This window comes from Streptomyces sp. NPDC047108, from assembly GCF_040643575.1.
Taxonomy (GTDB): domain Bacteria; phylum Actinomycetota; class Actinomycetes; order Streptomycetales; family Streptomycetaceae; genus Streptomyces.
This window is the reverse complement of sequence record NZ_JBEYUP010000017.1, coordinates 77485-92894: the sequence shown is the minus strand read 5'-3', so window position 1 is coordinate 92894 and position 15410 is coordinate 77485. Positions and strand designations below refer to the sequence as shown.

11 protein-coding genes are annotated in these 15410 nt (G+C 70.5%); 5 read left to right on the top strand and 6 right to left on the bottom strand.

What is annotated here, in order from left to right:
- Positions 1-7 precede the first annotated feature (7 nt).
- Positions 8-1081: a uroporphyrinogen decarboxylase gene (hemE, locus tag ABZ822_RS26015; RefSeq protein WP_360858990.1), complete on the bottom strand. Its 1074-nt coding sequence runs from the start codon at positions 1079-1081 to the stop codon at positions 8-10.
- A 90-nt stretch (positions 1082-1171) separates the two neighbouring features.
- Between hemE and ABZ822_RS26010 the strand changes: the two genes are divergently transcribed.
- The 5 genes from ABZ822_RS26010 (at position 1172) to ABZ822_RS25990 (ending at position 8133) form a co-directional block, all read left to right on the top strand.
- Positions 1172-1822 carry a DUF3000 domain-containing protein gene (locus ABZ822_RS26010; RefSeq protein ID WP_360858987.1) on the top strand — a complete coding sequence of 217 codons (651 nt, stop codon included), beginning with the start codon at positions 1172-1174 and terminating at the stop codon, positions 1820-1822.
- Positions 1823-2373: 551 nt separating this feature from the next.
- Complete coding sequence (locus tag ABZ822_RS26005; protein WP_360858984.1) at positions 2374-3036, top strand: response regulator transcription factor; 663 nt, start codon at positions 2374-2376, stop codon at positions 3034-3036.
- A gap of 83 nt (positions 3037-3119) precedes the next feature.
- Entirely contained in the window at positions 3120-4418 is a 1299-nt protein-coding gene (locus ABZ822_RS26000; RefSeq protein WP_360858981.1) for a ribonuclease D, read from the top strand.
- A gap of 371 nt (positions 4419-4789) precedes the next feature.
- Positions 4790-6007 (top strand): acetyl-CoA C-acyltransferase, encoded by a 1218-nt coding sequence (locus ABZ822_RS25995; protein ID WP_360858978.1) that lies wholly within the window; start codon positions 4790-4792, stop codon positions 6005-6007.
- A complete protein-coding gene (locus tag ABZ822_RS25990) occupies positions 6004-8133 on the top strand; it encodes a 3-hydroxyacyl-CoA dehydrogenase NAD-binding domain-containing protein (RefSeq protein ID WP_360858971.1) in 2130 nt (709 codons plus the stop codon). Before ABZ822_RS25995 ends, ABZ822_RS25990 begins: the two co-directional genes overlap by 4 nt.
- A 79-nt stretch (positions 8134-8212) precedes the next feature.
- Here ABZ822_RS25990 and ABZ822_RS25985 read toward each other — a convergent pair whose 3' ends face one another.
- From ABZ822_RS25985 to ABZ822_RS25965, 5 genes are all read right to left on the bottom strand, one after another.
- Complete coding sequence (locus ABZ822_RS25985) at positions 8213-9721, bottom strand: amino acid permease (RefSeq protein ID WP_360858968.1); 1509 nt, start codon at positions 9719-9721, stop codon at positions 8213-8215.
- Positions 9722-9892: 171 nt separating this feature from the next.
- Entirely contained in the window at positions 9893-11827 is a 1935-nt protein-coding gene (gene dxs / locus ABZ822_RS25980; protein ID WP_360858965.1) for a 1-deoxy-D-xylulose-5-phosphate synthase, read from the bottom strand.
- Positions 11828-12004: 177 nt separating this feature from the next.
- Positions 12005-13225: a sugar ABC transporter permease gene (locus ABZ822_RS25975; protein ID WP_360859119.1), complete on the bottom strand. Its 1221-nt coding sequence runs from the start codon at positions 13223-13225 to the stop codon at positions 12005-12007.
- Between the two features lie 71 nt (positions 13226-13296).
- Positions 13297-14085 carry an ATP-binding cassette domain-containing protein gene (locus ABZ822_RS25970; RefSeq protein WP_360858962.1) on the bottom strand — a complete coding sequence of 263 codons (789 nt, stop codon included), beginning with the start codon at positions 14083-14085 and terminating at the stop codon, positions 13297-13299.
- Positions 14086-14298: 213 nt separating this feature from the next.
- The gene (locus ABZ822_RS25965) at positions 14299-15384 is read right to left on the bottom strand and encodes a substrate-binding domain-containing protein (protein ID WP_360858959.1); all 1086 of its coding nucleotides are present in this window, start codon (positions 15382-15384) and stop codon (positions 14299-14301) included.
- Positions 15385-15410: the final 26 nt, after the last annotated feature.

Sequence of the window (15410 nt, the reverse complement as noted above, 5' to 3'; positions counted from 1 at the left end):
TACGCCCTCAGGCCTGTGTCTGCGAGTGGACGAAGTCCACGAGGCGGGTGAGCGCGTCCGGGTCCGTCGCCGGCAGCACGCCGTGCCCCAGGTTGAAGATGTGCCCCGGCAGGTCCCGCGCGGAGGCCAGCACCTCACGCGCGGCCGACTCCACCGCGGAGCGCGGCGCGAACAGCACCGCCGGGTCCAGGTTGCCCTGCAGCGTCCTGCCCGCACCGACGCGCCGCGCGGCCTCGTCCAGCGGCACCCGCCAGTCGACACCGACGACGTCGGCCCCGGCCTCGCCCATCAGCCCGAGCAACTCGCCCGTACCGACGCCGAAGTGGATGCGCGGGACGCCGTACCCGGCCACCGCGTCGAAGACCTTGGACGAGGCGGGCATGACCGAGCGGCGGTATTCGGCCGGGGCGAGCGCGCCCACCCAGGAGTCGAAGAGCTGCACCGCCGAGGCGCCCGCCTCGATCTGCACCGTGAGGAAGGCGGAGGTGATGTCCGCGAGCCGGTCGAGCAGGTCGGCCCACAGCTCCGGGTCGCCGTACATCATGGCCTTGGTGTGCTCGTGGTTGCGGGAAGGACCGCCCTCGACGAGATAGCTGGCCAGTGTGAAGGGCGCACCGGCGAAGCCGATGAGCGGGGTGGACCCCAGCTCGCCGGTCAGCATGCCGATGGCCTCGGTCACGTACGCCACGTCGTCAGGCTCCAGCGCCCGCAGCCGCTGCAGATCGGCGCGCGTGCGGATCGGCTCGGCGACGACGGGCCCGACGCCGGGCTTGATGTCGAGGTCCAGGCCGATGGCCTTGAGGGGGACGACGATGTCGCTGAAGTAGATGGCCGCGTCGACCTTGTGGCGGCGCACCGGCTGCAGAGTGATCTCGGTGACCAGCTCCGGCCGCATGCACGACTCGAGCATGGGGATGCCCTCGCGCACCTTCAGGTACTCGGGCAGTGAGCGCCCGGCCTGCCGCATGAACCAGACCGGGGTGTGCGGCACCGGCTCGCCCCGGCAGGCCTTGAGGAACGCCGACTCGGCGGCTGCGGTGCTGGTCTGCTGCTGGCCCGTCGGGCGTTCGTTGCCACTCACGCGAAGAATCTTCGCATGCTGCGGAACAGGCGGTGCGCTCCCGGGTGTCCTGCCCCTCCCCGGCTGCGGTTCCGCCTACCCTTCATGCTCATGGCTGCGGCTCAGGGACGACTCTCGGATGGTGCTGACGGCACCGGCAACACGGAAGAGGACGGGAATCCACTCGCCTTCCGACAGGCGGTCGAGGCGCTGCGCACCGCGCGGCTCCGACCGGAGATGGAGATCGATCAGGCCCGACCGCCGCAACGGCTCGCCCCGCACGCGTACGCGCTGGAGGCCGCGGTCGTCCAGGACGGCAACGATCTGGCCGACGGACGGCTGGTCCTGCTGCACGACCCGGCGGGGCACGACGCATGGAAAGGTACCTTCCGGCTGGTGACCCTCGTACGGGCCGAGCTGGAACCGGAGATGGCGGCCGACCCGCTGTTCCCCGAGGTGTGCTGGTCCTGGCTGACCGGAGCGTTCGAGGCGCGCGGGGTCGCGTACAAGGAGCCGAGCGGGACCGTGACCCTCGCGGGCTCGCACTACTTCGGGGGGCTCGCGAACCGCGCGCCCGCCACCCAGATCGAGATCCGCGCGTCCTGGACCCCGCTGGAGAACAAGGGCGGGCTGCCCGACGCGGGCGCCCATCTGGTCGCGTGGTGCGAGTTGCTGTGTCAGACCGGCGGCCTGCCCCCGGCGGGCGGCCCGGAGGCCGCGGTGGTCACGCTGCCCCAGCGCCGGGGCCCGCAGTCCCGCTGACGAAGTGCGCGGCCGCGGCACCCCGGCCCCGGGGGCGCGGCCGCGCGGAGCTGCCCCCGAGAACGCGGCCGCGTGCGCACCGCGACCGCGGCCGGCCTTCGCGCCACCGGGCCCGCGTACGCTCCGGACGCGCGTGCGGCAGCACAGCGCCGGAACCGCACACCGCGTGAATCGCTGAACTCCCGTACGGGGACGGCCCGCTGAACCTCCGTACGGGGTCCACCCGTTCCCGGTTCTTCACGCCCGCTCCCCCGCCACCGGTCCGCCCCGGCGCTCGTTGAGCGGGCGTACGCACCGGGGGCAGGGCCCCGCCCCACGGGCCTCACCCGCATCGCGTCGCGCGCCCGCGACGCTCCGGAGCACGATCTGGGCGGTCTGGATCATTGCTGATCGATCGTGCATCCGAATTGCCCGAATTGTTACTCACCAAATCGTGATCATTTACTAAAGCTGCCCGGGTTTGCTGCCGAAGGAACCTGTGACCCTTCCCGCACGGATCGCCCCGACTTGACCCAAGGTCGGACCAATTCCGCACTCCCCCAGGAGGCCTGGTGTCCGTTCTCCTCGAGCAGCCCTCAAGCCTGGTCGCCTATCGCCCCAACAAGCCGACGGCCATGGTCGTCGTCGCCGACCCACGCGTCCGCTCCACCGTCACCCGCCACCTGTGGGCGCTCGGTGTACGGGACGTCATCGAGGCGTCGTCCATCGCCGAGGCCCGCCCCCGCGTCGGCAACCCCCGCGACATCTGCGTCGCCGATGTCCACCTCCCCGACGGCTCCGGCCTGACCCTGCTCTCCGAGACCCGCGCCGCGGGCTGGCCCAACGGCCTCGCCCTGTCCGCCGCCGATGACATCGGCGCCGTACGGAACGCTCTGGCCGGAGGCGTCAAGGGCTACGTCGTCACCGGGACCCGCACCAACCTCGGCATCCCGGGCCGGCCCGGCGCGGCGCCGATCGGTGCGGCCGCGGCCCGTATGCACCGCCGTCCGCCGGGCGCCCCCGGGCACCCGGGCGGCTACCGCGAGCTGTCCGGCCGGGAGGTCGAGGTCCTGCGGCTGGTTGCGGAGGGCCAGTCCAACAAGGCCATCGGCGTCTCGATGGGGCTGTCCGCGCTGACCGTCAAGAGCCACCTCGCGCGCATCGCGCGGAAGCTCGGCACGGGCGACCGGGCAGGCATGGTGGCGGTGGCCCTGCGCACCGGGATCATCCACTGAGTCATCGGTCCCGACCGACGACGGCGCCCGCCGACGGAACGTTCCGTCGGCGGGCGCGGTGCATCCACGGATACCCTTGACGGGTGACCGATGCCCAAGAGACCGCAGATGACCACACCCTGCGAACCCCCAGGAGCACTGCTTCACCGGCGGACGCCACCGAGGGCCCCGACCTCAAACCGGCACCGGTCCCCTTGCTCGAGCCCCGTGAGGGCATCCCCCCGGTGGTCGCCACGGCCGACGGTCTGGCCGAGGTCGTGGCCGCCTTCGCCGCAGGGACGGGTCCCGTGGCCGTCGACGCCGAACGCGCGTCCGGCTACCGCTACGGACAGCGGGCCTATCTCGTCCAGCTCCGCCGCGACGGCGCGGGCAGCGCGCTCGTCGACCCGGTCGGTTGTCCGGACCTCTCCACGCTGAACGCGGCGCTCGGCGATGCCGAGTGGGTCCTGCACGCCGCCACCCAGGACCTGCCCTGCCTGCGCGAGATAGGCATGACACCGCAGCGCCTCTTCGACACCGAGCTGGCCGGCCGGCTCGCCGGGTTCGCCCGGGTCGGGCTCGGCGCCATGGTCGAGAGCGTCCTCGGCTTCGCCCTGGAGAAGGGCCACTCCGCCGTCGACTGGTCCACGCGCCCGCTGCCCGAACCCTGGCTGCGCTACGCGGCCCTGGACGTCGAGCTGCTCGTCGACCTGCGGAACGCGCTGGAGCAGGAGCTGGAGCAGCAGGGGAAGCTGGAGTGGGCCCGCCAGGAGTTCGCGGCCATCGCCGCCGCACCCCCGGCCCCGCCCCGCAAGGACCCGTGGCGTCGCACCTCCGGCATGCACAAGGTGCGGCGGCGCCGGCAGATGGCGGTCGTACGGGAGATGTGGTCCGTACGCGACCGGATCGCGCAGCGCCGCGACATCTCCCCCGGCAAGGTCCTCGGCGACGCCGCCATCGTGGAGGCCGCCCTCGCGATGCCCACGGCCGCGCAGGCGCTCGCGATGCTGCCCGGTTTCGGGCACCGCATGGGGCGCAGGCAGCTCGACCAGTGGCAGACGGCGGTCGACCGGGCCCGGGCGCTGCCGGAGACGGAGCTGCCGCAGCCCGGCCAGCCGGTGACCGGGCCGCCGCCGCCCCGCGCGTGGGCCGACAAGGACCCGGCCGCGGCGGCACGGCTCTCGGCGGCCCGGGCGGCCGTGACGCAGCTCGCGGAGGACCTGAACCTCCCGCAGGAGAACCTGATCACCCCGGACACGGTGCGGCGGCTGTGCTGGGAGCCTCCGGCCGATGCGACGCCGGAGGCCGTCTCGGCCTTCCTGAGCGATCACGGGGCGCGGCCGTGGCAGATCGAGCAGACGGTGACGCTGCTGACCCAGGCCCTGAAGGCGGAGGCGGCCTGACGCCGTCCCGCACCCTGCGGAGGCCTTGCGGAGGGGGCCTCGCGGCGGGGACGGCACACGCCGGGCACGACGACTGACAGCGGGCACGACTGACTCAGCCCGGGCACGACGGCACACGCCGGGCACGACGACTGACGGCGGCGCAAGGCCCCCGGGACGCCGGGGACGAGGGCCGCGCGAGGCCGTACGCAGGGGCTTGTCCGCTCCTGCGGGCCCGGCGTCCGGGCAGTCGCTGCCCGCAACCGGGTGTGATCTGCGACGCTCCGGGCGGCAGGGGTGGGCAGCCTGGTTACCCACAAGTAGCATGGCGGACAGAGCCGCCGCCGCAGGCAGCCTTGCAGCGCCCCGTTCCGCATCAGGAGGAGAGCCAAGTGCCTCGTACCGCTAGGGACGTCGTCTTCGTCGACGGCGTCCGTACCCCGTTCGGCAAGGCGGGCCCGAAGGGCATCTACCACGAGACCCGGGCCGACGACCTGGTCGTCAAGTGCATCCGCGAGCTGCTGCGCCGCAATCCCGGCCTGCCTCCGGAGCGCATCGACGAGGTCGCCATCGCCGCGACGACCCAGATCGGCGACCAGGGCCTGACCCTGGGCCGTACCGCCGGCATCCTCGCCGGTCTCCCGCAGTCGGTCCCCGGCTACTCCATCGACCGCATGTGCGCCGGTGCGATGACCGCCGTCACGAGCACCGCCGGCTCCGTCTCCTTCGGTGCGTACGACGTGGTCGTCGCGGGCGGTGTCGAGCACATGGGGCGCCACCCGATGGGCGAGGCGGTGGACCCGAACCCGCGCTTCGTCTCGGAGAAGCTGGTCGACCAGTCCGCCCTGTTCATGGGCATGACGGCGGAGAACCTGCACGACCGCTTCCCGCAGATCACCAAGCAGCGCGTCGACGAGTACGCGGTGCGCAGCCAGGAGAAGGCCGCGAAGGCGTACGCCAACGGCAAGATCCAGCAGGACCTGGTGCCGATCTCCGTGCGCCGCACCAACGCCGAGGCCGGTGAGACCGGCTGGGGTCTGGCCACGGCCGACGAGCCGATGCGTCCGGGCACCACGCTGGAGAGCCTGGCGAGCCTCAAGACCCCGTTCCGCGCGCACGGCCGGGTCACGGCCGGCAACGCGGCCGGGCTCAACGACGGCGCCACCGCCTCCCTCATCGCCGCCGAGGACGTGGCCCAGGAGCTCGGCCTGCCGGCCAAGATGCGCCTGGTCTCCTACGCCTTCGCGGGTGTCGAGCCCGAGGTCATGGGCATCGGCCCGGTCCCGTCGACCGAGAAGGCCCTCGCCAAGGCGGGCCTCTCGATCGGCGACATCGGCCTGTTCGAGATCAACGAGGCCTTCGCCGTCCAGGTGCTGGCCCTGCTCGACCACTACGGCATCGCCGACGACGACCCGCGCGTCAACCAGTACGGCGGCGCCATCGCGTACGGCCACCCGCTCGCCTCCTCCGGCGTCCGGCTGATGACGCAGCTCGCCCGCCAGTTCGAGGAGCAGCCCGAGGTCCGCTACGGCATCACCACCATGTGCGTCGGCTTCGGCATGGGCGGCACCGTGATCTGGGAGAACCCGCACTTCGAGGGGAACAAGTGACCACCACCGCAGAGCTTCTCAAGGGAGCCGCAGAGCTCTTCCCCGACGAGGTCGTGACACAGGCTCACGTACGCCACCTCGACCTCCCGCTGGGGGCAGGGCGTTTCGCGCTCATCACGCTGGACAACGGCCTGGACCACAGCAAGCCGACCACCTTCGGCCCGCAGTCGCTCGCCAACCTCAACGTGGCGATCGACCAGGTCGAGAAGGAGGCCGCAGACGGCGAGATCGTCGGCGTCGGTCTCACCGGCAAGCCGTTCATCTTCGCCGTCGGCGCCGACCTCAAGGGCGTCGAGCTGCTGAAGCGCCGCGAGGACGCGGTGGCCATCGGCAAGGGCGGCCACGACGTCTTCCGGCGTCTGTCGGGCCTGGCCGTGCCGACCTTCGCGTACTACAACGGTGCCGCGATGGGCGGCGGTGTCGAGGTCGGTCTGCACTGCAGCTACCGCACCGTCTCCGCCGCGCTGCCGGCGTTCTCGCTGCCCGAGGTCTTCCTCGGCCTCGTCCCCGGCTGGGGCGGCTGCGCGATCCTGCCGAACCTCATCGGTGCGGACCGCGCGGTGAGCGTCATCATCGAGAACTCCCTCAACCAGAACAAGCAGCTCAAGGGCGCGCAGGTGCACGAGCTCGGGATCGCCGACGCGATCTTCGAGGGCGCGGACTTCCTGGAGCAGTCGCTGATCTGGACCTCCGCCGTGCTGAAGGGCGAACTCGAGGTCGTACGGCCCGAGATCGACCGCGGTGAGGCGTGGGACCAGGCCGTGGCGCGCGGCAAGGCCGTCGCCGACGGCAAGGTGCACGGCGCGGCCCCGGCCGCGTACCGCGCGCTGGACATCATCGCCGCCGCCAAGAACGGCGACCTGGGCCAGGGCTTCGACGCCGAGGACGAGGCGCTCGCCGACCTCATCATGGGCGGCGAACTGCGCAGCGGAATCTACGCGTTCAACCTCGTGCAGAAGCGGGCCAAGCGCCCCGCCGGCGCCCCGGACAAGAAGCTGGCCCGGCCGGTCACCAAGGTCGGCGTCGTCGGCGCCGGTCTGATGGCCTCCCAGCTGGCGCTGCTCTTCGCCCGCCGCCTCGAGGTGCCGGTCGTCCTGACCGACATCGACCAGGCGCGCGTCGACAAGGGCGTCGGTTACGTCCACGAGGAGATCGACAAGCTGCTCCTCAAGGGCCGGGTGAACCAGGACAAGGCCAACCGCCTCAAGGCCCTGGTGTCCGGCTCGATGGACAAGGCCGCCGCCTTCGGCGACGCGGACTTCGTCATCGAGGCCGTCTTCGAGGAGATGGGCGTCAAGCAGAAGGTGTTCGCCGAGGTCGAGGCCGTCGTGCCGGAGCACGCCATCCTCGCCACCAACACCTCCTCGCTGTCGGTGACCGAGATGGCCTCGAAGCTGCGGCACCCCGAGCGGGTCGTCGGCTTCCACTTCTTCAACCCGGTCGCCGTCCTTCCGCTGCTGGAGATCGTCCGCGGCGAGAAGACCGACGACGCGTCGCTGGCCACCGCGTTCTCCGTGGCCAAGACGCTGAAGAAGTCGGCCGTTCTGGTCAAGGACGCCCCGGCGTTCGTCGTCAACCGCGTGCTGACCCGCTTCCTCGGCGAGGTGCTGCGCTCGATCGACGAGGGCACGCCGGTCGAGGTCGCCGACCGCGCGCTGGCCCCGCTCGGCCTGCCGATGTCGCCGATCGTGCTGCTCGAGCTGGTCGGCCCGGCGGTCGCCCACCACGTCGCCGGCACCCTGCACCAGGCCTTCCCCGACCGCTTCGCCGTCTCGGAGAACCTCGGCAGGGTCGTCGAGGCCGGCAAGCGCGGCCTGTACACGTACGACTCGGGCAAGCCCGAGCTCGACCCCGAGGTGGCCGCGCTCTTCCAGGTCGGCGACACCGTCCTGACGGAGGAGCAGGTCCGCGACCGCGCGCTGGACGCCATCGCGCAGGAGGTCCGGCTCATGCTGGACGAGGGCGTGGTGGCCGAGGCGCAGGACATCGACCTGTGCCTGATCACCGGCGCCGGCTGGCCCTTCCACCTGGGCGGCATCACGCCGTACCTGGACCGTGAGGGCGTCTCGGAGCGTGCAGTCGGCAAGCGGTTCCTGGAGCCGGGCGTCGCGAGCGTGCCCGCCTGATCCAGGGCCATCGCCCGTACGACACGACGGCGCCCGCCTGCTTCACTCGCAGGCGGGCGCCGTTCGTCGTGCGCGGGCCCTACAACTTCGTGGTGGAACTCATCCGGCTGTGCGCGCGCCCGTAGAGGAAGTAGACGACGACGCCGACGATCATCCAGCCGCCGAACCGCACCCACGTCTCGGCCGGCAGATTCAGCATCAGCCACAGCGAGGCGGCCACCGAGAGGATCGGAACCACCGGGACCCACGGCGTACGGAAGGCCCGGTGCAGATCGGGACGCGTACGGCGCAGGATGATGACGCCGATCGCGACCACGACGAAGGCGAAGAGCGTGCCGATGTTCACGAGTTCCGCCAGCTCCTCGATGCTGGTGAAGCCCGCGATGATCGCGATGACCACACCGAGCAGGATCGTCGAGCGGTACGGGGTGGCGAACTGCGGGTGGGTCTTGGAGAAGAAGCGGGGCAGCAGTCCGTCGCGGCTCATCGCGAAGAACACCCGGGTCTGGCCTAGCAGCAGGATCATGCAGACCGTGGTGAGGCCGACCGCGGCACCCAGGCTGATCGCGCCCGCGAACCACGGGTGGCCGACCGCCTTGAACGCGTCCGCGAGCGGGGCGTCCACGGACAGTTGGGTGTATTTCTGCATGCCGGTCACCACGATGGTGACCGCGACGTAGAGCACCGTGCAGATGGCGAGCGAGCCGAGGATGCCGCGGGGCATGTCACGCTGCGGATTCCTGGTCTCCTCCGCCGTGGTGGCCACGACGTCGAACCCGATGAAGGCGAAGAACACGACAGCGGCGGCCGTGAAGATGCCCTGGACGCCGAAGTCCGTGGGCTCGTACCCGAACATGATCTGGACCAGCGGGGCGTCCAGGCCCGAGCCCGCCGCACTGGGCTGGGACGGCGGGAGGAACGGGTCGTAGTTCTTGGAGTCGATCAGGAAGGCGCCGGCGATGATGACGATCAGCACCACCGTCACCTTGATCGCGACCACGATCGCGGTGAACCGCGCCGAGAGCTTCGTCCCGAGGACGAGGATCCCGGTCAGCACGAGCACCAGCAGGAAGGCCAGCAGGTCGAAGCCGAAGCCTTCGGCCACGGTGGGTCCTTGCAGCTCGTCGGGCAGGTTCCACCCGGCGTTGTCCATGAGCGAACGCACATAGCCGGACCAGCCGACCGCCACCACCGCCGTCCCCAGGGCGAATTCGAGCACCAGGTCCCAGCCGATGATCCAGGCCGGCAGCTCACCGATCGAGGCGTACGAGAAGGTGTACGCGGATCCGGCCACCGGCACCGTCGAGGCGAACTCGGCGTAGCACAGGGCCGCCAGGGCGCAGACGATGCCCGCGGCGACGAACGCCAGCGCGGTGGCCGGGCCCGCCTGATCCTTGGCGGCGGCTCCGGTGAGGACGAAGATGCCGGTGCCGATGATGACACCGACACCGAAGACCGTGAGGTCGAGGGCGGACAGGGACCGGGTCAGCGCGTGGTCCGGCTCCTCCGTGTCCTGGATGGACTGTTCGATGCTCTTGGTCCGGAAGACCCCTCCGGCACTGCGGCTCTTCGGTTCGCTGGTACTCACCCGGCACTCCTCCACGCTCGCCCGTCGGCGCCATCGTTCTCGCACCCGCCGGATGTGGCCAGGACTACAGCGAAGGGAACGCCGGATTCACTCGATGGTGACGGTGCGTGGGAAAAGCACTGGGCCGGTCGGAGCACTCCGACCGGCCCTGCTGCTGGAGGGTGCGGCGGGTCAGTCGCGGGTGGCCTCGGCCGGCGCGTCGCCGGAGGGCTCGTCCTCGTACCGCCCGTCGAGCTCGGCGACCAGGCCGGTGACCTGACGGGCGATGTCCGGGGCGGTGAGCCCGATCTCGGCCAGGACCTCCTTGCGGGAGGCGTGGTCGAGGAAGCGCGGCGGGATACCGAAGTCGCGCAGCGGCACGTCCACGCCCGCGTCGCGCAGCGCCTGGGCCACGGCCGAACCGACGCCGCCAGCACGGCCGTTGTCCTCGACGGTGACGACGACGCGGTGACGCTCGGCGAGCGCGGGCAGCTGCTCGTCGACGGGCTTGACCCAGCGCGGGTCGACCACGGTCGTCGAGATGCCCTGCTTGTCGAGCAGGTCGGCGACCTCCAGGCACATCGGGGCGAGCGCGCCGACGGAGACCAGCAGGACGTCGGGCCGGGCGGTCTCGTCCGCCGGACCGCGGAGCAGGTCCATGCCGCCGATCCGGCCCACGGCCGGTACGGCCGGGCCGACCGCGCCCTTGGAGTAGCGGACGACGGTGGGCGCGTCGTCGACCTCGACGGCTTCGCGGAGCTGGGCGCGGAGCTGGTCGGCGTCGCGCGGGGCCGCGATGCGCAGGGTGGGGACGACCTGGAGGATCGACATGTCCCACATGCCGTTGTGGGAGGCGCCGTCGGAGCCGGTGACGCCCGCCCGGTCCAGGACGAAGGTGACACCGCACTTGTGCAGGGCCACGTCCATGAGGACCTGGTCGAAGGCGCGGTTGAGGAAGGTGGCGTAGATGGCGACGACGGGGTGCAGACCGCCGGTGGCCAGGCCCGCCGCGGAGACCGCGGCGTGCTGCTCGGCGATGCCCACGTCGTAGACGCGGTCGGGGAAGGCCTTCGCGAACTTGTGCAGGCCGACGGGCTGGAGCATGGCCGCGGTGATGGCGACGACGTCCTCACGCTCCGTGCCGAGCTTGACCATCTCCTCGCCGAAGACCGAGGTCCAGTCGGCACCCGCGGCCGAGACCGGCAGGCCCGTGTCGGGGTGGATGACGGGCACCGCGTGGAAGCGGTCGGCCTCGTCCTCGACCGCCGGGGTGTAGCCGCGGCCCTTCTCGGTGAGGCAGTGGACGATGACCGGGCCGCCGAAGCGCTTGGCGCGCTGCAGCGCCGACTCCAGGGCCTCGATGTCGTGTCCGTCGATCGGGCCGACGTACTTCAGGCCCAGGTCCTCGAACATGCCCTGCGGGGCGATGAAGTCCTTCAGGCCCTTCTTCGCGCCGTGCAGCGTTTCGTAGAGCGGGCGGCCGAGGACGGGGGTGCGCTCGAGGAGGTCCTTGCCGCGGGCGAGGAAGCGCTCGTAGCCGTCGGTGGTGCGGAGGGTGGCGAGGTGGTTGGCGAGGCCGCCGATGGTGGGCGCGTACGAACGCTCGTTGTCGTTGACGACGATGACCAGCGGACGGTCCTTGGCGTCGGCGATGTTGTTGAGCGCCTCCCACGCCATGCCACCGGTCAGTGCGCCGTCACCGATGACCGCGACGACGTGGTCGTCCTTCTTCCGCACCTGGTTGGCCTTGGCCAGGCCGTCGGCCCAGCCGAGCACCGTCGAGGCGTGGCTGTTCTCGATGACGTCGTGCTCGGACTCGGCGCGCGACGGGTAGCCGGACAGGCCGCCCTTGGCCCTCAGCTTCGAGAAGTCCTGACGGCCCGTGAGGAGCTTGTGGACGTAGCTCTGGTGACCGGTGTCGAAGAGCACCCGGTCCTTCGGGGAGTCGAAGACGCGGTGCAGGGCGATGGTCAGCTCGACGACGCCCAGGTTCGGGCCGAGGTGACCACCCGTCCTGGACACCGCGCCGACGAGGAAGTCCCGGATCTCCGCCGCGAGCTGGTTGAGCTGCTTCGGGCCGAGCCGGTCGAGATCGCGCGGTCCCCTGATGCGGGTCAGCAACGCCACCCGTGCCTCCTTGCAGTCGAGCTGCTCTGTCGAACCTTGCCGGTCTGTCGAGTCTAATGTTCCGCCTCCCGGGACGTTCGACGGGAGGTGCGATGTCCGTCACGCGAATGGCCGAGAACACAGCGGTGCCCGGCACCCCCGAGGGTGCCGGGCACGCGCCGTGAAGCGGCCGGTTGGTCAGGTACGTCCGGCCGACTTCTGAGTCCTGCGGGAGACCGAGTCGATGACGACCGCGGCGAGCAGGACCGCTCCGGTGATCATGTACTGGATCTCGCTGGCCATGCCGAGCAGGTTCAGGCCCTGCTGGATCGACTGGATCACGAGCATGCCCAGCAGTGCCGACCAGATCTTGCCGCGACCGCCGAAGAGGCTGGTGCCGCCGATGACGGCCGCCGCGATCACGTTCATCAGCGTGTTGCCGGCGCCCAGGCTCTTGGTGGCGCCACCGGACAGGCTCGCGATGAACAGGCCGCCGACGACGGCCAGGGTGCCGGCGATCGCGAAGACCGTGATGCGAATTTTCTCCACATTGATACCGGCGCGGCGTGCGGCCTCGGCGTTGCCGCCGACGGCGAAGATCTGCCGGCCGTATGTGGTGCGCCGGACCACGAAGTCGGTGAAGACCAGCACCACCAGGAAGATCACCAGCGCGAGCGGCAGACCGCGCGACTGGTTCAGTTCGTAGGCCGCGACGAAGGACAGTGCGGCCACCACGCCCGTCCGCAGGGCGATCTCGCTCACCGGGCGGGAGGGCAGCCCTGCGGACCGGCGGCGGCGGGAGTCGAGCAGCATCGAACCGAGGTACGCCGCGGACGCGACGACCGCCAGACCGTAGGCGGCCGAAATGTCCTCGAAGTAGTAGTTCGTGAGCTGGTCGACGATGCTGCCGCTCGGCGTGTTGATGCTGCCTTCCTGGCCCATGAGCCAGATCTGCAGACCGCTCCAGCCGAGGAAACCGGCAAGGGTGACCACGAAGGCCGGGACGCCCACCTTGGCGAAGAAGAAGCCGTGCAGAGCACCGATGAACGCGCCCGCGGCGATGGCGATCAGCACCGAGAGGCCGTCGCCCATGTCATGGGTGACGCTCAGCACCGCCCAGATGGCCGCGCCCACACCGGCCACGGACCCCACCGACAGATCGATCTCGCCCAGCAGCAGCACGAATACGATGCCGACGGCCATGATGCCCTGGCCCGCGACGTAGATGCTGATGTTGCTGAGGCTGTCGGCGGACAGGAAGCTGGCGTCCAGCGACTGGAAGATGACACCGATGACGATCAGGCCGAGGACGACCGGGATCGAACCCAGCTCACCACCGCGGACCTTGCGCTTGAACTCGGTGACGTAGCCCTTGAGGCCCTGCTCGCGGACGAGCAGGCGGGGGTCGACGACCGGGATCGGCGCCGCGCTGTCGTCGACGACCGTGGAGGACCCTGAGGGCTCGGAGTTCTTGGTGATCCTGACGTCGCTCACTTGGCCACCTCCGCGGTGCGCGCCTGACGGCGCGTCACGGCGTTGTCCGTGGCGCCGGTGATGGCGGCGATGATCTCTTCGTGGGAGGTGTCCTTCACCGTGAAGACACCGTTGTTGCGCCCCAGCCGCAGCACGGCGACCTTGTCGGCCACGGCCTTGACGTCCTCCATGTTGTGGCTGATGAGGATGACGGCGAGGCCGCGCTCGCGCAGCCGCTCGACCAGGTCGAGGACCTGCGCGGTCTGCTCGACGCCGAGTGCGGCGGTGGGCTCGTCGAGGATGACGACCTTGGGCTCGCCGATCAGGGCGCGGGCGATCGCGACGACCTGGCGCTGACCACCGGAGAGCGACGCGATCGGGATGCGGACGCTGGGGATGCGGATGGACAGCGTCTCCAGCAGCTCCTTGGCGCGCTTCTCCATCGCCACCTCGTCGATGACGCTCGCGCGCCGCAGTTCGCGGCCGAGGAAGAGGTTGGCGACCACATCGAGGTTGTCGCACAGGGCAAGGTCCTGGTAGACGGTCGCGATACCGAGGTCCTGGGCGTCGTGCGGCCGGTTGATGGCGACCCGCCGGCCTTCCCACTCGATGCCGCCCTCGTCGATCGGGTGCACGCCCGCGATCGTCTTGACCAGAGTGGACTTTCCGGCGCCGTTGTCGCCGACGAGGGCGACCACCTCGCCTGTGCGGATCTCCAGATCGACGTCGGTGAGCGCCTGGACGGCGCCGAACCGCTTGGAGACCCCGCGCAACGCCAGCACGGGCGTAGCGGACACGTGAATCATCTCCTTCACCGCCTTCACGGGCGGGGACACCGCGCAGTCGGAGATGCGCGGAGGATGCGAGAGCAAGAGGGGTTTGCGGGGATTTACTGCGGATTGTCCGGCACCCGCCCCGCCGGCGGGGTGATGGCGGGGCGGGTGCCGGACGGGCTTCCGCCGTACGGCCCGTGGCCCGGAGGCCAGGAGCCCGGGGGCCTGCGGCCGGAGCGGCCGTGGCTACTTGATGCCGGCCTTGTCGCACGCCGCCTTGAAGTCGGCGGTGCAGATCTTGTCGGCCGAGTAGACGTTGTCCTTGATGATCGTGTCCTGGATGTTCTTGTCGGTCACGATCGTCGCGTCGTAGAGCTTGGTGGGGATGCCCTTCTTGCTCTTGCTGTCCATCTTCTCGGGGGCGATCGAGGCGATGTCCTCACCCTTGAGGAGCTTGACCGCGATCTCCGCCGTGGTCTCCGCCTCGGGCTTGATGCCCTTGTAGATGGTGAAGGACTGGCTGCCCGAGAGGATCCGCTGCAGACCGGCGAGTTCGGCGTCCTGGCCGCCGACCGGCACGTTCTTGACGCCCGCGGACTTCAGGGCGGTGGTGATGCCGCCCGCCATCCCGTCGTTCGCGGAGTAGACGGCGTCGAAGCCGGTCTTGCCCAGGGAGGTGATGGCGGCCGCCATCTTCTTGTTGGCCTCGTCCGGCGACCAGTCCGGGATGTCCTGCTCGTAGACGACCTTCTTGACCTTGCCGTCGAGGACGCTGTGAGCGCCGGACTTGAAGAGCGCGGCGTTCGGGTCGGTCGGCGAGCCGTTGATCATGACGACGCGGCTGTCCTTGGCCTTGTCGCCGAGCGCGTTGAGAACCCCCTGGCCCTGGAGCTGGCCGATCTTCTCGTTGTCGTAGGAGACGTACGCGGAGATGTCACCCTCGGCCAGGCGGTCGTAGGCCACGACCTTGACGCCCTTCTTGGCGGCGGAGTCGACCCAGGACTTGGTCGCGGTGGCGTCGACCGCGTCCAGAATGATCACCTTGACGCCCTTGGTGATCAGGGCGTCGAACTGCTTCTTCTGAGTCTCGGTGTCCTGGTTGGCGTTGTTGTACGCCACGTCGCAGTCGCTGCAGAGCGACTTGATCTTCTTCTCCATGAACGGGCGGTCGAAGGTCTCGTACCGGGTCGTCTTGTTCTCCGGCAGGAGAAGACCGATCGTCTTGTTGTCGCTGTCACCGCCGTCGCTGCCGGCCTTGCCGCACGCTGCCATGGACAGAGCCATGGACACCGCGGCCGTACCGATCACAACGCGACGCATCGTTGCGTTCATCCGTGGAACCTCCCTGACGAGGCCGC

Excerpts from the sequence above, each read along its gene's own strand:
- ABZ822_RS26010 (WP_360858987.1), top strand. The coding sequence starts at position 1,172 with ATGGCTGCGGCTCAGGGACGACTCTCGGATGGTGCTGACGGCACCGGC.
- ABZ822_RS25970 (WP_360858962.1), bottom strand. The coding sequence starts at position 14,085 with ATGATTCACGTGTCCGCTACGCCCGTGCTGGCGTTGCGCGGGGTCTCC.
- ABZ822_RS25965 (WP_360858959.1), bottom strand. The coding sequence starts at position 15,384 with ATGAACGCAACGATGCGTCGCGTTGTGATCGGTACGGCCGCGGTGTCC.